Annotated in this window: 10 protein-coding genes and 4 pseudogenes; 6 read left to right on the forward strand and 8 right to left on the reverse strand. The window is 53.0% G+C overall.

Annotation, left to right across the window (positions count from 1 at the left end):
* Window positions 1–11: 11 nt before the first annotated feature.
* From bcsA (O3W44_RS12030) to bcsR, 3 genes and pseudogenes are all read right to left on the reverse strand, one after another.
* A pseudogene (gene bcsA / locus O3W44_RS12030) lies at window positions 12–2598 on the reverse strand (UDP-forming cellulose synthase catalytic subunit).
* Window positions 2595–3314, reverse strand: a complete 720-nt coding sequence (gene bcsQ, locus O3W44_RS12035; RefSeq protein ID WP_269293242.1) for a cellulose biosynthesis protein BcsQ — start codon at window positions 3312–3314, stop codon at window positions 2595–2597. Before bcsQ ends, bcsA (O3W44_RS12030) begins: the two are co-directional and overlap by 4 nt.
* Window positions 3314–3511 carry a cellulose biosynthesis protein BcsR gene (bcsR, locus tag O3W44_RS12040; protein WP_269293243.1) on the reverse strand — a complete coding sequence of 66 codons (198 nt, stop codon included), beginning with the start codon at window positions 3509–3511 and terminating at the stop codon, window positions 3314–3316. Before bcsR ends, bcsQ begins: the two co-directional genes overlap by 1 nt.
* A 200-nt stretch (window positions 3512–3711) precedes the next feature.
* Between bcsR and O3W44_RS24675 the strand changes: the two genes are divergently transcribed.
* From O3W44_RS24675 to O3W44_RS12065, 6 genes and pseudogenes are all read left to right on the forward strand, one after another.
* Window positions 3712–4212 (forward strand): BcsE family c-di-GMP-binding protein, encoded by a 501-nt coding sequence (locus tag O3W44_RS24675; protein ID WP_331283434.1) that lies wholly within the window; start codon window positions 3712–3714, stop codon window positions 4210–4212.
* Window positions 4191–5260, forward strand: a pseudogene (gene bcsE, locus O3W44_RS12045) (cellulose biosynthesis protein BcsE). The gene O3W44_RS24675 and the pseudogene bcsE overlap by 22 nt, the downstream one beginning before the upstream one ends.
* Window positions 5260–5448, forward strand: coding sequence for a cellulose biosynthesis protein BcsF (bcsF, locus tag O3W44_RS12050; RefSeq protein WP_269293244.1), 189 nt, complete (start codon window positions 5260–5262; stop codon window positions 5446–5448). Before bcsE ends, bcsF begins: the two are co-directional and overlap by 1 nt.
* Entirely contained in the window at window positions 5448–7115 is a 1668-nt protein-coding gene (gene bcsG, locus O3W44_RS12055) for a cellulose biosynthesis protein BcsG (protein ID WP_269293245.1), read from the forward strand. The genes bcsF and bcsG overlap by 1 nt, the downstream gene beginning before the upstream one ends.
* Window positions 7116–7704: 589 nt before the next feature.
* A complete protein-coding gene (locus O3W44_RS12060; RefSeq protein ID WP_269294432.1) occupies window positions 7705–8556 on the forward strand; it encodes a DUF3289 family protein in 852 nt (283 codons plus the stop codon).
* Window positions 8540–8998 (forward strand): DUF943 family protein, encoded by a 459-nt coding sequence (locus tag O3W44_RS12065; protein ID WP_269293246.1) that lies wholly within the window; start codon window positions 8540–8542, stop codon window positions 8996–8998. The genes O3W44_RS12060 and O3W44_RS12065 overlap by 17 nt, the downstream gene beginning before the upstream one ends.
* 193 nt (window positions 8999–9191) lie before the next feature.
* Here the strand turns inward: O3W44_RS12065 and O3W44_RS12070 are convergent.
* From O3W44_RS12070 to bcsA (O3W44_RS12090), 5 genes and pseudogenes are all read right to left on the reverse strand, one after another.
* Window positions 9192–10195: pseudogene (locus O3W44_RS12070) on the reverse strand (glycosyl hydrolase family 8).
* A 9-nt stretch (window positions 10196–10204) separates the two neighbouring features.
* Window positions 10205–10649 (reverse strand): annotated as a pseudogene (gene bcsD, locus O3W44_RS12075) (cellulose biosynthesis protein BcsD).
* Window positions 10649–14647, reverse strand: coding sequence for a cellulose biosynthesis protein BcsC (locus O3W44_RS12080; protein WP_269293247.1), 3999 nt, complete (start codon window positions 14645–14647; stop codon window positions 10649–10651). The pseudogene bcsD and the gene O3W44_RS12080 overlap by 1 nt, the downstream one beginning before the upstream one ends.
* A 9-nt stretch (window positions 14648–14656) precedes the next feature.
* Complete coding sequence (gene bcsB / locus O3W44_RS12085) at window positions 14657–17140, reverse strand: cellulose biosynthesis cyclic di-GMP-binding regulatory protein BcsB (protein ID WP_269293248.1); 2484 nt, start codon at window positions 17138–17140, stop codon at window positions 14657–14659.
* Window positions 17137–19245 carry a UDP-forming cellulose synthase catalytic subunit gene (bcsA, locus tag O3W44_RS12090; protein WP_269293249.1) on the reverse strand — a complete coding sequence of 703 codons (2109 nt, stop codon included), beginning with the start codon at window positions 19243–19245 and terminating at the stop codon, window positions 17137–17139. The genes bcsB and bcsA (O3W44_RS12090) overlap by 4 nt, the downstream gene beginning before the upstream one ends.
* Between the last annotated feature and the right edge of the window lie 46 nt (window positions 19246–19291).

Raw genomic sequence — 19291 nt, forward strand, 5'->3', positions numbered from 1 at the left:
GTGTTGAACCATCATGCCTGCTGACGCACGCTGATGTTTTTTGGCAACAGCGAGGCCAGCCAACTGACCAGCCCGGTCAGTAACGTAAAAAGCTGACGTAATTGCGGCGGTCCGTACTCCGCCAGGCGCAAATAGCCTTTGAAGCCGAGCAACATAATATCGGCAAGGCTTTGTACAGGTTTATCTTCCGGGAATCCGTCCTGCCACAGCGCCCAGGTGTCGGCGCGAGCGAAAGTGCACTGAATAAATTCAATGTGTTGTTCGGTGCTCAGCTGATGTAAACGGATCCCGGCACGGCGACCAAACACGCGCTGCACATAACAGGGAAAGCTAAACTCCTGCTGACCCCGCCGTAGCAACAAATGCACCGGTTCATTCTCGGTTAATGCCGCTGCTTCGCGTAATTCAACGCCGACACCCCCATCAGAGTAGTCGCGCAGCGTACAGGGCAGCATATGTCCATCAATACGCGCAATTGCGGCAGGCATGGCTATTTCCACGCGGTGCGCTTCACGAATCTGCCGCGCTTCCACCGACACCGCGACGGCGCCGCCAAGGATGATCATGTTGTAAAGCACCCAAATCAAACTGACACACACGGTGAGTATTTCTGCTGACGGACCATACATCATGCGCCAAAAGGCCATGCCGATGCCCGCCAGGTTGAGCAACACCAAAAACATGTAAGGACGGGTGATCACCCAGTCGAGATGGCGCTCTTCTACCAGCCCCCTTTAGCGGTGACGTTGAATTTGCCTTTATGCGGGTTAAACAGTGCCACCGTTGTCGGACGGGCGATATACCAGGCGAGGACGGTTTCGTATATCTCGCTCCAGAAAGAGTGACGCCAGCGCCCCTGAATGCGCGAGTTTGTCAGGCTGGTATGCAACATATGCGGCAGAACATAAATGGCGATCGCCAGCGCAGGTGCGTAGATGATGTAAGCGTGAAACAGCAAAAACGCCAGCGGCGCCAGCAGGAAGATCAACCGGGGAATACCGGCCAGAAAATGCAGCATGGCGTTGGCGTAGCAGAGCCGCTGTACCAGCTTCAGCCCTTTGCCGAACAGCGGATTATCCAGACGAAAGATCTGCACCATGCCGCGAGCCCAGCGAATGCGTTGGCCGATATGTGCTGACAGGCTTTCGGTTGCCAGCCCTGCGGCCTGCGGAATACGGATATACGCTGACTTGTAGCCACGACGATGTAAACGCAGCGAGGTATGAGCATCTTCCGTTACGGTTTCAACAGCGATACCGCCAATCTCATCCAGCGCACTGCGGCGCAATATGGCACAGGAGCCACAGAAGAAGGTGGCATCCAGGTATCATTGCCATCCTGAACCAGGCCGTAAAACAGTGAGCCTTCATTTGGCGTGCGGCGAAAACGTCCCAGGTTACGTTCAAACGGATCGGGCGAGAAGAAGTGATGCGGCGTCTGCAACATCGCCATTTTGTCTTCTTTGATAAACCAGCCCATTGTCATCTGCAAAAACGAACGGGTTGGCACATGATCACAATCGAAAATGGCAACATACTCGCTGCGACAGCGGGTGTGTAACGCATGGTTGATGTTGCCCGCTTTGGCATGCTCATGGGTAGGACGCACCACATAATTTACCCCAACGCTGGCAGCAAACTCGCGGAACTCATCGCGTGTGCCATCATCGAGAATATAGATATTCAGTTTCTCTTTCGGCCAGTCGATACCCAGCGTCGCATATATTGTCGGCTTTACCACACTGAGCGGCTCATTGTAGGTTGGCACCAAAATATCGACACTCGGCCACTGTTCGACCGGAACCGGCATGGAGATCGGCTGACGATTCAGCGGCCATAAAGTCTGAAAATAGCCCAGTACCAGCACTGTCCATGAATAGGTTTCAGCAACGATCAACAGCAAGCCAAACCACAGGCTGACCGAATCATCCCAGTTAAGCGTTGAGGTATAGCGCCACCACAAATAGCGGCAGGAGACCGTTAACGACAGCACAATCAGCATGAGGGTGGTGAAACGGCCCGGCACACGACGCACCAGCATTGCCAGACTCCACAGCAGCACCACGAAGATGAACTGGGTCATTAAGCCAAACGGCTGCGAAATGCAGAGCAGCGCCAGCAGCGATGCAGCAAGCGCGACCGTGATAAACAGCACGCGACGCAAGCGCGGCGAAAGCCGCCGCAGGCGTTGTTCAGAGCGTTGACTTATTTCTCGCGCATCAATCCGGGCGGGCAGCCTCTCAAGCCACTGATAAAGGCGCTGTCGCCAGCCCATCAGCGGCTGTAAAACCTTGCGCTGTCGTTTATCAGAGCTGACGCGCGGCATCGCTAACAGCAACCACAGGCTTTGCAGTGCATAACGCACAATATCGAGCGGACGCGGACGTTCGGGCGAAATATGTGGATAAAGACGACGACGATCTGAAATGACACGTTGCCAGCCTGGTGCTTCAAAGCGAAACAGAGCCCAGCCCAGCGTGCACCACAGCAGATGCAGCACGCTGGAAAACACCGAAGCGCCATGCTGGCGGGCGCGGCTATAGCGCCATTGCAGTGCCTGCCACGTCTGAGGGATCAGCAGCCAACGTAACGGATTCATCTGGCTACTCCAGCCACTTGCAGGATCAGCCAGTTAGCCAGCGTGGTGACTTCTTCACTTGCCAGCGCATGCGGACGATATTCGCCCAGCGGCTGCTTCATCATTAATGATTCAGCCAGGGCTTCGTCGCGGTGAATCAAAACGGGAATTAAATTCCTGAGCGACGCGATCCAGAGCTGATGCAAATCTTGCTGCAGCTTGCTGTTAGCATTGAACTGATTGATTAAAAAGCGTGTATTCGCGTTAAAAGCCTGTTGATGCAGCCGCAGATGGCAATTGGCATCGGGTGTCAGTACCTGCAAAACAGCATCAGCGTGCGCCAGTAAAGGCTGATGCCAGCGCAAGGGCGTGGCGGGCGTATCGAGCAGTAACCATTGCCCGCTATTTTTCATTGCCGGTAAGGCAGCAGCCAGGCTGGCGGAAAGAGCGCCATCCTGAGAGAGATCCTGTGCAACGATATGACCAAACGGCAGCAAATCCAGGCCAGGCTGATAGCGCAATGCACTCTCTTGCCAACGCTCACCCTCAAGCAGCGCCTGCATCCAGCCACGCGGGGCGTCCAGCGGCGCATTAAAATGAGCAGCCAGTTGATTTTCCACACAGCAGTCAATCGCCAGTACCGCCTCACCTAATGAAGTCAGCGCCCAGCTCAGTGCTGCCGTAAGTGACGTTGCGCCTGTGCCGCCACGTAAACCCTGTATCGCGACGACGGGCATCAGACTTTATGCTCCGCTGCATCAGATGCTAATTCGCTCAGCAGAGGCCAGCGCGCAGTAATCTTCACCAGGCGCTCATCACGGGCAATATCAATATAGTCAAAATTATCAATGGAAAAGGCGTGACTTAACGCGCCAATGTCATCTTGTTGTTCACTGGCAGCGTTCGCCTGTGAAAAGGCATTCTGGATTTTCATTACTTTTCGCCAAAGAAAAACAACGAGGCAATGTCGTCATACATCGCAGAGTAAATATTATTTATTAATAGTAGCAGCGTAATTTTCTCTGATGATAAATCATCTTGAGGCATTCTGTCATAGCAAATGTTAAATATCTTCGGTTACTTCTGAGTCTTTCTATAATAAGCTAACCGCACTGTAAAAATCACGATGCATATATGAAAAATCCTTACCTGCTGGGCCTGCAACAGGTTCAGCCAGAATTAATGGCAATGCAATCTCCGGGTTGTTATTGGGTAACCTGTCAGCGTCAGGAAGATGCCCGCATCTTTATTCGCCAGGTAATTGCACAGCAGAAATCTGCAACGTTAATCAGTGCTGCGGAATCACCACGCGCTTTATTAACGCCCGAGCCTGTTACTGCTCCACAGCGTATTCCCTTGTTTTCATTACCTGATAATAAAAGTAGCCTGCAAAAACTGGATAGCGATCTGGCGCGGACTATCAGTAATAAAAATGGATTAGTGCTGTTTTATACCCATGCCGCCATGTGGGATAAATTATCCGTTGAAGAACTGACACAATGGGTGAAACGCATTCGCCGTCTATTAATCCAAAAACAATTTACTCTGTTGATTATCACGTACGGCACCCCCTTATTAACCTTCGTGACAATCTACAACGTTATTTTCGTCAAATTGATGGCGTCGCGCATTTAGAATTTCAGCAAGATAGTTGGCAATATCGAATTAACTGGTGGTATTCCGCCGATCGATTGCTGGCAGATCGTGCCTTACGCCTCAATTGCCACGAGGAGCAGTTTGTTGCATTTAATGAAAATGAGCAGCATGAATCCTTAAGTCGTAATGACGCCACACATTATCTGGCCGATAAAATAGTGCTCGAAGGCGCGCCACCGTTGTCTAAACAGTGGTTTTTATTTACTGATAATGAACACGTTTTTTCCCGCGCCCAGCAAGCCAATGCTGCGACAGTGATATTTAGCCTGACAAACAGCGAAGAGATTGCTGCGCTGGCGAGATGGGTGCACAGCCTGCGTCGTTCACGAGGCAACGGCCTGAAAATTGTGGTGCGCGAGATGAATACCAGCCTGCGCTACAGTGATGAGCGACTGCTGATGGCGTGTGGCGTTAATGCCATCGTGCCGTCTGCGGCACCGATGTCACGTTTCCTGACCACGCTGGAAGGCTTGCAGGGTCTGCAATTCAGCCGCCACGTTCCGGCCGATCTCGACGCATTGATTAAGGCGTTACAACCGCTGCAACAAAAGGCTATCTCAGGCTTGATGCCTTTTGCCTGGCGGTGCAGCAGTTAATGACAAATACCCTGTTGCCGGAGAATGATAAAGGCTTGCTGGTGGCGCTGCGTCCGGTGCCAGAGTTGAAACCCGCACAAGTGTTAACGCTGTGCAAGCCACGTCGCTATGGCGATTTAGTCACGGTGCTGGACGATCGCCTTTATCTCTTTCTCTCCTCGTGTCGCTTTAACGATCTCGATACCGCGCTGACGTTTATTTTCTCCTTGCCACACGAAGATTTGTTCACTAATCGCGTGCTGTGGTTTGAGGACAACCAAATTCTTTCTGAGATCAATAAAATCAAGCGCCTGATGCCCGGTTCACTGCCTGATTTGCCGCTGGCGTCTGAACCCCTTTTAGTCAGCAAAACGGCAGCCACAGTAAACCGCGCAGAAGAACGCCAGGTACCGCAACCGATCACACTTAACACTGACGGGACAATATTCTGATGAACCTGATGGATTGGGTGCAAATAGCCCTGCTTATCCTGTTTCTGCTGTTATTTCTTAAACCGCTATACCGTCACTGGTTGCCGCGCCGCTGGCATGGCTTGCTGAATCGCTTGCTGCCTGCACGTGCGTTAAAATCAGAGGGCTACTGGCAGCGAAAATCTGCTAATAAGGATCGACAAGATTAATGACTGATAAACATAACGATTCCACTACCCCGCTGTCGCTGTCGCTGTGGCGTAACTGGCGGGGATTGGGCGGCTGGAATTTTTACTTTCTGCTGAAGTTTGGCTTGCTATGGTACGGCTACCTTAATTTTCACGCATTGAGCAATCTGGTTTTTCTGGCCTGGCTACTGCTTCCGCTGCCTTCGGCGCGCCTGCATCGCCTGCGTAGCGTCATCGCCATTCCCATCGGGCTTGCGCTGTTCTGGCACGATACCTGGCTGCCGGGTCTGAACAGTCTTCTTAGTCAGGGCGATCAGCTGGCTGGGTTTTCTGCTGCCTATCTGCTCGATTTGATGAACCGCTTTATTAACTGGCAGATGATTGGCGCAGCCTTTGTGCTGCTGGTGCTCTATCTGTTTGTTGCGCAGTGGATCCGCGTTTCTGTGCTGGTTTCACTGATGCTGATTTGGCTGAACGTGATTAATCTTGCCGGTCCGTCACTGTCGCTGCTGCCCTCTTCAGCCGCCGCGCCTGAAGTGGTGCGCAATACCACGCCAGCCACCTCTCAGGCGACCGCTTCGTCAGATGTGCTCGATCAGTCGGCTCCGCCTTCCAGCGCCAACCTTACCGCCTGGCTCAACCGTTTTTATGACAGTGAACGCCAGCGCGTGACTCAATTTCCGGATGCATTACCGGCTGATTCCCAGCCTTTTGATATTCTGATTATCAATATCTGCTCGCTGGCATGGTCAGACGTCGATGTCGCGCAGCTACGCAATCATCCGCTCTGGCAGCACTTTGACATTGTGTTGAACAATTTTAATTCGGCGACGGGCTACAGTGGCCCGGCGGGGATCCGCCTGCTGCGCGCCAGTTGCGGGCAAACCTCACACAGCGATCTCTATCAGCCCACCGATCAGCGTTGCTACCTGTTTGATAATCTGGCAAAGCTGGGCTTTAAACAGCAGTTAATGATGGATCATACTGGTGTGTTTGGTCACTATCTTAAAGAGCTGCGTGATTTTGGTGACGTTCAGGCTCCCCTCATGTCGCAGGCGGGCATTGCGCCAGAACTGACCTCTTTTGACGGTTCGCCAGTATTTAATGACGCGCAGTTGATGCAGCACTGGCTGGACGAGCGCCGCAAAAGCAACGATGCACGAAGCGCAACCTTTTATAATTTGATTCCACTGCATGATGGCACCCGTGAGCTGGGCAGCAATAAAACTGCCGCCTGGAAGCCACGCGCGCAATTGCTGTTTGACCAACTTGATAGCTTTTTAACTAACCTGGAGAAATCTGGACGTCGGGTGATGGTGGTAATGGTGCCGGAGCACGGCGCCGCGTTGCAGGGTGACAAGATGCAGATGTCTGGTTTACGTGATATCCCCAGTCCGGAAATTACGCATGTCCCGGTAGGTATTAAGTTTGTGGGCATGAAAGCGCCCCATCAGGCACAGCCGCTGACGCTTGATACGCCTACCAGCTTACAGGCAATTTCAGCGTTGATTTCGCGCGTGGTAGATGGCCAGGTGTTTAATGCGCCAAACGTGAATATGTCTGCACTGACCGATAACCTGCCGCAAACCGCGGTGGTGTCAGAAAATGATAATGCGGTTGTGGTGATGTATCAGGGCAAACCCTGGATTCGCCTGAACGGCGGTGACTGGGTGGCTTATCCGCAGTAATCCACTGCGTGTTGATGATCAGCTCAGTGCTCCTGCGACCTGCTGTTGTACAGATAAACCTCCCTGGCCTTCCTGCCGGGGAGGTTTATATTTTTTCTCTGGTCAATTTTGGTGCGATGCGTGGCTGGATTTTACCTGACGGTGTTATTCACGGGCTGGAAAATAAACATTACCGGTTAATAAAAACAGGTTAAAAAAGGCGTACTGGCAGAAAAAGCATTACCGCTTGCTAAACAGTGGGATAATTCTGGTGGCTCAGACACAGCCATTAACAATTAACCAGCAATTTATAAAGTGCGGCAGACATTACCGGATAAGATAATAAAGTTAGATGAATTACGTTACCCGGGCTGTGTTCAGTGGGTTATTTTTCATGTTACGTCTTCAGGTAAAAAAACGCCATCCGTCAGGAAAATAAAAGAGATTGCTGTTTTTGCCAGGGCTTTTATTTTTACAAATAAAAGAAAAATAATTTTCCTTATTCTGATAAACCTCACAAAAAAACATTCCCGACGTTAACAAGACATTTGTTAACGCGTATTTTGACCGACGAAAACAGAATGGACGATAACACAAGGAGTGTTTCCCAATAACTGCATTACAGTTTCCCTGCACGATATTCAAAACGCAAAACAGGTTTAATGACTATGGCGCTAAAGATATGCGCTGTGGTGATCTGTCCGCAGCACAACTGAAAACGCAGTATCATCTGGTGGATGTGTCCACCAGAGCCTGTCCTTATACGCTGACGAAAATCACGCCGTTTAGCCAGCCGCAGTCGATGTTTCACGGCTCCCGTGGTTTGGGCGATAAACTTACTCTTCAGCAGTGTGCCAGCATCCTGTTTGATGAATTTCGTTATCTTTCTCAGTCATTTTCTGTTTACGGCCCTTACAGACATTTGATCGAACAGATGATCACCCATATGCAATATGGCGACGGGTTAACCTTCTCGAATATGCAACTGGATTGCGCGCTGAAAGCGCATATTCTGAATGACTCGTCGCAGCAAAAAAGTACGCGAATTTTATTAGAGAGAGCGTTTGTAAAAAATATAGACTGGACGAAAAATATTTACCCTTCAGGAAAAAAAAATGGCTTAACTGAAGCCATACTGCGTGGGAAACTCCCAAAGTTCGACAGGCTGCAGGATACTTTTAACGGAATGGGAATTACCGTCCATGATACCTGGGCAACCGAAATAACCCTAAAATCGCTACAGATTGCTAATGATCAGTACCGCGCGGTAGTACATTACAAAATCCAGGATCATTTCGGCCTGGACAGTGAAGACATCACAAAGTTTAAATTTAACCAGTTCCGCCTTTTCCGCATCTGGTTTGTGCTCCAGCGATACAGCGCGTTTGGTTTTCAGCCGTTTATGACCAATATCGAAGCAACAGTGGAAATCAGCGGAGACCGCAGTGAAAGTCAGCCATAAAAGAACGTTTTTCGCACTGTTTCTGGCCGGCTGTGTGCTGGCTGGCTACCTCTTATGGCTGTCGCTACGCCCTGTGGATATTGTTGCTGTCCATCAGAGTCACCATTACAGCGATGTTTTAGTTAAAACATTTCCGTTTACTGATAAAGGTAAAATTAACTGGTGGCTGAAAAATAAGGACAGGCTAAAAAGCCGTTATGACATCCCCAGGCCAGCGTCCTATGGAAACTATACTGTTATCTTCTGGGATTTTGGTGATGGTTATACAGAGACGGATGGATATGACCGGCTCTGTTTTACGGATATGCAGCCCCCAACAAACTGTATTGAAAAAGATGCTCAACTTTATGTGGGATACACGACAGAGCGCGGGGAATATTTTATCCTGGAAAGCGGAGAGTACGATATTAACAACAGTGGGAAGATTCAAAAGAGAAAGTAATTCGCTTTACCGCAGATGTGTATAAACCTGGATCCGCCTGAACGGCGATGACGGGGTGGCTTATTTCTCATACTCCGCCAGGTAATAATGCCTTCGCCCCAACCTTCTGCCGCAGGGAGAAGGTTGGGGTATACAAGCTTAAAGCAACATGTCACAGCGACTGCTTCCCCCGTTAAGGAAGGGAATGGCAGGCTTACTGTTTTTCCTGAAACGCCAGCCACGATAACAATTGCAGACTTGCTGAGAAGTAGTTCTGATCTGGCGCGAGATTATCACTCAAATAGCGGGTCTCATTCAGGGCCAAATCACGCACGGCCAGTAAGCCACCGTCTAGATTATAAGGCGCGGGCGTATTCGCCAGCACATCAAACCAGGCTGGCGTTTGCTGGCGTCCATAGCCCTGCCAGACACGCTGAAACGGCACCAGGCGCAGGCTTTGCGGATCATACCACCAGATGTTCAGCGGCACGCGAATAGCATCGTAGCTAAAGCGATTAGAATATCCCAGCGCAGGCGCAACTGAACCATCAGCATTTAGCGCCACCCAGTCCAGCGGCAGGCCGGTTTTGCCAAAATGCATTTTTCCCAGCAAATCCATACCGTCATCGATCAGTCTGGTCCAGACCTGAAGATGGCTACGCTGGGCAAATTCTTGCCAGGCGGCAAACAGGAAATAGGAAGGGTTGAGCACCACATAACTGTTTTTATTAAAACCCTGCGCGCCCGGCAGCATGACAGTATGGTCAGCAAAGGTGATCACATTAAGCTTCACGATAGCGCGCTGAATGCGATCCGATGCCTGCTGATATTCACTTACCTGCCATTTTTGTGCCGCGCGTTGCAGCGCCAGGCCAGCAACACGTCACCATCTGACGCATTGTTTTTATCCGCCACCGGATCGGCTGCACCCGGCGTGTAGCGCCAGTAGAACAGATCGTTTTGAGCATTACGTAAATGCGTACGCGTCCAGTGCCACAGCCGATCAAACGTGGCGCGGTCATCATTCGCCACGGCCAACAACATGCCATAGCCCTGACCTTCAGTGTGACTGACATTATTATTAGCGGTATCGGTAATGCGTCCGTCTGCGGTCATGAAACGATTTTTAAAGGTATCCCAACCGGTCGCCGCCGCCTGAGCACTAAAAATCATCACTATGAAACAGAATATCCATTGCGTATAACCTCTGGCTCTCATCTCAACGTCCTATTGATATCGATAATGCAACGTATTGCCATCATTCAGCTCCAGCGTGACCGGCACGGCGGCGCTGCCCCTGACCTTTCAGCCAGCCGGTATATAAACCAGTCAGTACCGCGCCAAATGCAGATTGCCAGTTAGTGGCTTCAAAGGCTTTGTCGCCAGCCGGCAGCGCGTGATGTGTTAATAACAGCGCCGTACTTTGCGGTCGTAGCTGCACAAACCCCCAGTTAAAGCGTGCCAGTTGCAGGTTAATATCACGCTCCAGATCCTGCACAGTCAGCGCCTCTGGCAAAGGATAGCGCGCCGCCAGTGATTCACCCATATTTTGCAGGAAAGCCTCAGCCTCTTGCTGGCCCGCATTGGCTACCATGCCTTCAATGAGCACGCTGACTAAATCAAACCAGCCCGGCTGATAAGGGTGCGAAGCCGCACCAAATGGTTCATTCATTACTTCTCTCCGAACATATAACGGAAGTACAACTGCGCTGTACTCTCGTTGTAATCGCCAAAGGTGTCATAGCCAAGCTGGCCGCCAATCGTCACGTCTTTATTAACGTTGTAATCTGCCCCTGCATGCAGGTTATAGCCAATGCCGTTTTTGCTGCCGCCAGAGTAATAAGATTCTTTGGCAAACCCATCAGTTACCATCTCATCCATGAAAGATTGCCAGTCTGGATTGTTCGGGAAATAGGCGCTCTTATCCTGACTGTAAGACTGATAACCCACTGAACCACCAATCTTCACGTTGAGATCGTCAAATTTCTGACTGAAATCAACAGGGAAAGATACCGCCGCGTAGTTTTGTGGGCTGAAGTAACCGCCCTGACCATAGCTGAAATAACTCAGGTTTTTAGAGAAGTCCATCCACGACAGGCTCATCCCGACTTTCAGCTCACGGTCGTCATAGTGGAACGGGCGAACATAAGCGCCTGCGTTGCCTTGCAGACTTTTGTTGCTGGCAACATTCTCACCGATATAGCTGTAAGCGCCCGCGCCAACATAAAACCCGGCATCGCCATTGTCATAACTCAGTAAGGCATTGCCACCATTTTTAGTCACGCGGCCCCATGATTTTCCTGAGAAAGCGTCTTTGGTACCGACATAAGAGAGCAAACTGTCAGTGACCGCACGACGTTCACCGGTCAGAATCAGCGTCAGGAAGTCGGTTAATTTTGGCGACCATTGAACGCCGCCCACCAGCGTGCTGAGATCCTGTCCCAGCGGCGTACTGCCTAAATCAATTTTGTAGCTGTCGCCCTTCAATGCCAGATTCAGCTCAACACCTGACGCATTTTGCGAATCGGTTGAATCGCTTCCGGCTTGCGTTACGCTCGGTTTCTGCGTAGATGCAATCAGGTAATTTTTAATGTCCTGATTGTTATTGATAAACGTCAGATTGCTCATCCCTTGCGCTGTCATAGGATTGAGATCGTCAAAAGTTAAATCAGAGATCTGACTTTGAGTGAGTCCATGGGCAGCGAGCAGGCTCAGGTAATCAGTGCCTGCTGCGGTATTCTCGTTTTTAATCGTAGTAAGCAGGTTCGCTGTTGCATTTGAACCGGCGTTACTTCCGAATCGACGCCACGCATCGCCACTTGCCGAGCCCGCACTCAAAGAAACTGGCGTAACCGTGAATTCAAAGCGCGAGTCGCCAAACGGTGCGCTTGACCAGGTTAAAGGCGCCTTCGCTTCCGTCAGTTTACTCAAGCCCGATTCACCATCACGTCCACGAATCTGAATACCGCCCTGAACCCAGGTGCCGGTTTTCTCTTGCAGCGACTCCATCATGGTATCAACCTGATGCAGCGTCTGCGCCTGCTGCGAAGGCACACTTGTGCCAGACGCCAGCGTCACACCGTCAGCACTGCTGGTCGACACAGGCGCAGCCTGCCACGGCAATACCGTACCGTAGCCCGAAGGTGAACGCCCGACCGGCGAAGTGCCGCGATTGATAAACGGATTGTCTGCCAGCGCCAGTCCACCCACAGTTGGCGTACTGCCCGGCTGCGCGCCTTGCAAGCCGATCAACTGTCCGCGTGCGCTGCGTAAATAGCTCATCGCCTGCGAATGTTCACCGTTTGCTTCGGCGACTCGCGCCAGCAGTAGCAGGCGATCCGGCGTCTGCGCGCTCGTCAGGCCACGGCTGAGATCGTTGGCGCGCTGCACATTGTTCTGTGCCAGCGCCACGTCAATCGCCCCGACACGCGCATCCTGGTTTGGCGTATCCTGCGTCATCAGGTAGTCATACACCACGCCTGCATCTTTGTTCATCTTGCCGTCCTGATAGAGGCGCGCCATGGCGAACATCAAATCGCGGTTTTGCGGATCGTGTTGCAGCGCACCGATCAGCTTGTCGTAGGCGGCGGCGTACTGTTTCTGCTGGCGCAGACGATCAACTTCATTAATCAGATAACCGTTGCGAATACCCGCCAGTTGGGTTGGTGTGCTGCGTGCCTGCAATTCGGGATTGCTCAGAAAGTTCTGCGCTTCGCTGCTTAATCCAGCCTGATTCAGTACCGCGACCTGCGCTGCGTAGTCACCCGCGTTACCCTGCACACCGCGCTGCATATTGCCACGCACGATAGCTACTGCCGTGGTGATATCGCCCGCTTTCGCCAGCTTCTGTGCCAGGTTACCGGCATCAACAGGATTTGTCGGTGGATTCGTCGCCAGGGCTTTCAGCGTATTGGCGGCTGCCGCATTTGAACCCTGCGCCAGATATTGATCGGCCGTATTCATTTGCAGGTTGAAATTTACCCGCTGCGCCAGTTCGCGCATAGCACGTGTTTGGGCGCTGGAGGGAATACGCGCCAGCAGCACGCTCGCCTGCTGCCAGGCACCGCTTTCGCTGGCATTCAGCGCACCTGCATAAAGTTCACTGGTGCTGGCGCCGTTGCGCATCACCGGTTGCATGACGCTGGCGGCCTGCATCGTATTGCCCTGCTGGCGATAGAGACGCGCCAGATCGAGACGCAGCCAGCCATCATTTGGATAGCGTTGAATACCTTGTTGCAGCGTGGCGATGGCGCTGCTGGTATTGCCCGCCGCCAGCTGACGTTTCGCCTGCTGACGAATCGGATCGGTGCTGTTGCCTCGCGGTGCCACGCTCTGACGCACGCTGTCTGGCAGCGAGGCCAGCAAGGTATTGGCTTCGGCGCTGCGGTTCTGCTGACGCAGCACGTAGAACAGCCCCTCTTTGGCGCTGCGGTTGCTGGCATCACTTTGCAGCACAGCGCGATAGCTCTGCTCTGCCTGCTCCGGTTGATTGCTGCGGCGCTGCACATCAGCGCGGAACAGCTTAGCGGCGATGCCTTTATCCCCTTCAGCCTGGGCTAACGGCTCGCTCAGGGCGAGTGCCTGCGCGCTGTCACCGTTTTTCAGCGCCTGCTGCGCATTTGCCAGCTGCGCATAGAATTGCGCATCTGCCGCCTGCTTTTGGCGTTCCGCCCCTTGCTCGCCTCCAGGCTGTGCGGCACGTTGTAAATAATCTGCGGCTTCCTGATAACGTCCAGCGCGTTGAGCAACATAGCCCATGCCCGCCAGGGCATCAGCATCTTGTGGGTTCGCAGATAATACTTTTTCGAAGTTGCTTTGCGCGCCGCTCACGTCGCCGCTGTTCAGGGCGCTAAAGCCTGCGCTTTTCTCTGCACCCCCAACGTTTTTGCGGTAATAATCCATCACCGCTGAATCCTGTGGATGACGCTGCTGCCAGGTTTGATAAGTGGCGGCGTCTGAGGCTTGTGGGCCGAGCCACAAAAGCGCCTGGCGCAGCGAGCGATCGGCATCCTGATTGCCATCCGCCATTGAGGCCAGTACATCAATGCCTTCGCGACGCGTCGATTCCTGATAGCTCAACGCTTTACCCAGCGCCAGTCTGGCACCGGTATCTTGTGGATGTTCAGCAGAGAACTGACGCAACGCTTCAACCGCCTGTGGCAGTAACGTGCGATCGCCCGCCATGGTCAGATAATATTCAGCTGCCACGCTGGCAGGCGGCTCGTTGCCGCTAAACGTATTGCGCCACGTCTGCAAAGCAGCCGCAATGTTGCCGCTGCGTGCCTGCTGACGTGCCAGCGACAGTTGCGCCTGTGGGATCGTCTGTAGCTGGCGTGCGTTATCTAACTCGCTGAGATGCGGATCGTCAGGCGATACCTGACTCAGGCGAGCACGATACTTCGCTGCGCTCACGCTGTCGCCGCCCTGCTGCGCATAAAGCGCCAGCAGGTAGAGCGCCTGCGTATTACCAGGCTCAACCATCAACACTTTTTGCAGCGATGCGGCGGCCAGATCGTCATGGGCTTTCTGATGCCAGTAAGCCGCCTGATCGAACAGCGCCTGTAACGCAGGATTGCTGCTCTCAGCCGCCATCAGCGGCTGAGAAAGCGTCAGTGCACCGCCCAGAAGCAGCGCATGACGAATGCCGGCACTTAACAAATTTGTTTTCATTATTGTTCCTTACTTCTTGCCGGAATCGCTGTTTTGAGGGTTGAGGCGTCGCCAGGCGTGACGTTTCAACATCACCCACACCGCACTCCCCACCAGTGCAGAGAACAGCAGCGCCGCCAGAGCCAGCAGCACCGAATGCTGGTTGGCGTACCACACCACCATCATGTACCAGGGCATTTCACCGCCCGGAAACTGCGGGCCGACACGAAAGCTGCGGATGCCGTTTTCATCAGTAATGATCGCGGTATCACCACGAATGCCCGCATTGATACGCGCCGAGCTTAAATCGCTGTGCAGACGCAGCAGCTGTTCATCACTGGTTGCCACTGTCATCACCACCAGACGATCCGGGTTCCACGGTGAGCGATAGCTAAGGAAACCGCGCCACGCCTCATTCGACGAGAAGTAACGATCGGCATCTAACTGCTGGCGATACCAGTCACCCGTCAGCCAGCTGCGCAACTTATCCAGCGTATCCGGCTCTTTCACACCAAAGGTATTGCCGCTGGCTTCATAAGGTGAATTTGCCAGCATCGCCTGATTAAAGGAGCTGTTTCCGGTAGTACTGACCGCCAGCAAGTCGCTTTGCTGCAAACGTGCCAGGTGAGAGCCACCGTTCGGCAGGCCAAACAGCACCTGATTTTGTGCCAGCGCCACGCCGGTTGCATTACCTGCACGCGCAGCCAGATCCAGCAGCGTTGCGATCTCTGCATCGGTCGGTTTTTCCGGCAACAGCAGCGTGGTCTGACCAAAGTCTGCCAGACGTGAGAACGGGAACGATGCGCCAACAAAGTAGGAAAGGTTAGGCAACAGGCTAAAGTGGCGGGTGTGGCTCAAATCAATCCAGGCATCTTCTTCTATGCGGCTCTTGATATTGTTGTTGAGCAATACACCGCACGGCGCATCCGCCTTCGGTTTGATGTTGAAATAGAGCGCCAGTTGGTTATCGCCGTAGATCAGATAGGGATCGAGGTTGATCTGATATTTTTCCTGACGTGCATCCCCTCCCAGACGATGCCAGACACTTTCCAGCAGGCCGACTTTGTTAACCGTCAAATTGTGCAGGAATGTGCCATTCAGCATCACATTCAGGAACGACTTGTTTTCATCAATCCAGCTTTCTGACGGGAAACGATAGTGCAGGCTGACCGGCACGGTGTCGCCATCCCACAGGAACAGATCGGGCGCAGCGCGGAAATTGACACGTAGCGCATCGTGCCAGATACCGGTGCTGGTCAGGTTTTGATCTTTACGCAGCAGCTCGCTCAGGCGCACCGGGCGACTGGTGTTGATCCAGCGCGGCGCATCATAAGGTTGACGGTTGACGATCGCTTGCGGCTGCACCTGCAACGTGCTGGCATCGGTAGCCAGCGGCTGCGTGGTTAAGCGATAAGCGGCCTGGCGCAACTGCGTTTCATCGGCGCCGCTCACCAGCAACAGCTTGTAGACCGGATTGTTCGGGTTATCCACGACCTGCAATTGTGGGCCATTGGCCGCCGGGAAAGTCAGCGTGCCGATCCTGTCGCCAGGATGTCCAAACAGGATGCCATTTTTCTCTGGCAGCTCACCGCGCACCACCGGGAAGCGAATGCCGCGATAGTCACTTTGAATGCCGAGCCAGGAGGCCACCAGCGCCGCGGCGCTAACAGTATCTGGCGAGACGTTACTGGCAAAACCCATGCTCACGCTCGCCGCCGTCATACGCTGCGGATCGAGGAACGGACGCGGGAAATTGCGCAGGCTGGTGCCCGAGTTTAACTGTTGCCCCTCCAGGCTAAGCGTGGTCTTTGGCAGAATCGTGACCTGATATTGCTCAGCACTCTCTTTCTCGCACAGCAGCTTATCTGCATCGTTGATTTTGAAACTCAGGTTGTTGCTGGATACGACCATCGCGGCCGGAATATCCAGTTGATAATCCGCTACGTCACTGTCGCTGGAGCCGAGCGGCAACGTGCCAAGCGGCTGGCCGTTCAGCATCAGTTGCAGCGAAGTATTGCGCGCCGCCAAAGCCTGCGACACACGCAGCGACAGGTTGAGATGCGCATTGGTGACCACTTCATCATTCGGCAGAGTGAACACAATGCCAGACTGTAGCTGCCCACCGGTTAGCGTGATGCCCTGAGTTTGCCCCATCTGTGCCACGGTAATGGTGCTGCTGATGGGCTGATTCAGCGAGGCGCTGACCACAGGCGGTGGCAGTTCGTCAGGTGTTGTTACCGGCTGGCCTGGTGCATAAGGCAGCGCACTGGCTGCCGCTTCCAGTTGTGGATCGGCACTTTCCAGCCCTTCCGGCGGCGGCACTTGTGACAGCGCCTCATTATCCTGGGTAACAGCCGCCGTATCGCTGGTTTGTGGCAACGCAGCAGGCGCGGCACTGTTCACGGGGGCATCGCTGTTATTGCCTGTGTCCACAGGGGTTTCTGCCCAGGCTGGCGTCAGTAACAGGGCGGCTGCCAGCGAACTCGCCAGCAGTGTTTGCGTCAGGATCTTCATGCTGCGCTGTCCTCTTTGGCAGTAGCAGCCTGTGCGGCGTTTTTCCGCTTATCATGACGGCCTTTCCAGGTCAGCCAGAACAGCTCAAAAACGGTACGAATAATGGTGCCCAGTGATATCAGCGGATTATCTTGTTTATATTCCGGCTGAATCCAGGCATCCGCACGCGCCAGCACCACGCGCACTAACTCACGGCGACGCGACAGCGGCATGGCTTCAAAGCGCAGACGAATGGTTTTGTCGTCGCCAGAGATTTTGCTCACCGGAATAGAGATGGTGCCGGATTTAAGCAGCAGATCGATCTCTTCGATTTCATCAAACTCATGGCGACCATCTGGCGCGTCCAACTGTGCGCCGCCCATCGACATATCGCTGGTCATGGTGCGTGAAGAGATCCCACTGGCGTAGTGGATAATCGCCGGGATCTGCACCTCAATACGGATGGTTTTACGCACCTGCTTGGTTTCACGCGCCACGGCAATGGCTGCCATCAGAATAATCAGGCTGAATACCGCCCATCCCACATTAAGCGCAATCACATAGGGATCCACGCCAAAGTAATCATGCATTACGGCGCGTACCACGCCCGCGACAATCCCTACCGTCAACAGCACCGCGACAATCACATGTGGACGCACAATGTGGAAATCGAAAAAGCCCTGATCCAGTACGCCGCCTTTATCCGTTACGTTAAATTTGCCGTGCTTCGGCGAAAACAGGGTCAAGATTGTCGGAATAATCAGGTGGAAGCACATTACCGTTTCGTAAATCTCACCCCAGAAGGTGTAACGGAAACGGCCATTCATCCGCGAGTTGACGTACAGCGACATCACCAGATGCGGCAACACGTAGGCAAAAATCAGCGACGCCGACGAGTGGATAATATTAAGGTTGAATAACAGGTAAGCCAGCGGCGCGGTTAAAAACGCAACGCGCGGCAGACCAAACTGAAAGTGCAGCATGGCGTTGAGATAGCACAAACGCTGTTGCCACTTCAGGCCGCGTCCAAACAGCGGATTATCGACGCGGAAAATCTGCGTCATGCCGCGCGCCCAGCGAGTACGCTGGATAACGTGCAAGCCGAGGCGCTCGGTTGCCAGGCCAGCCGCCAGCGGAATTGACAGGAACGCCGAACCCCAGCCCAGACGCTGCATTTTCAAAGCGGTATGCGCATCTTCGGTAACTGTTTCAGTCGCAAAGCCACCGATCTCCTCTAATGCTGAACGTCGGATTACCGCACAAGAGCCGCAAAAGAAGGTGGCGTTCCAGTTATCGTTACCCTGCTGAACCGGACCGTAAAATAATAAGCCTTCATTGGGGATACTGCGTGCTGCGCGCAGATTACGTTCGAACGGATCGGGTGAGTAGAAGTAGTGTGGCGTCTGCAACAGCGCCAGTTTTGGATCTTTCAGGAACGGACCGACCGTGGCCTGTAAGAAAGTACGGGTGGCAACATGGTCACAGTCAAACACACAAATGAGTTCACCTTTGGTGATTTTCATGGCGTGGTTGAGGTTACCCGCTTTTGCGTGGCTGTTGTCGTCACGCGTGATATAACCCACGCCAACATCCGCAGCAAAGACCGCGAATTCGCTGCGCTTGCCGTCATCCAGCAAATAGACTTTTAGCTTGTCGCGCGGGTAATCAATGCACTGTGCTGCCAGCACGGTATCACGCACCACATCAAGGCTTTCGTTATAAGTGGGCACATAAACGTCTACCGTTGGCCACAGACGGGTGTCGTCCGGCAGCGGTTCAATGGTACGCTTTAATGGCCAGGTGGTTTGCAGGAAGCCAAGAATTAATATCAGCCAGACATAAAGCTCGGCAAGATATAAGCCGATCCCTAAGATAGCCTCTATTTCGGAATTAAAATGTAGCGTCTCAGTGGTGCGCCACCAAATATATCGGGTGGACATCAGCGCCGAAAGCATCACCATGACCACTGTTATTTTGCGGCTTTTGCTGAAACCCAATAAAAACATCATCGCGATACTGATTAAGCCAAAAATATACTGCTTTTGACTATCCATCGGCGTAATGACGATCACCGCAGCCACAGGTGCAAGCACCAGCAGCAGCAGGTAAAACCCGATCTTATTCATGATTCACCCTGAGGGAGCTGTATAGAGTCATTAGCCTGACAACGCC

The sequence above is a fragment of the Pantoea sp. LMR881 genome (assembly GCF_027157825.1).
Taxonomy (GTDB): Bacteria; Pseudomonadota; Gammaproteobacteria; order Enterobacterales; family Enterobacteriaceae; genus Pantoea; species Pantoea haifensis.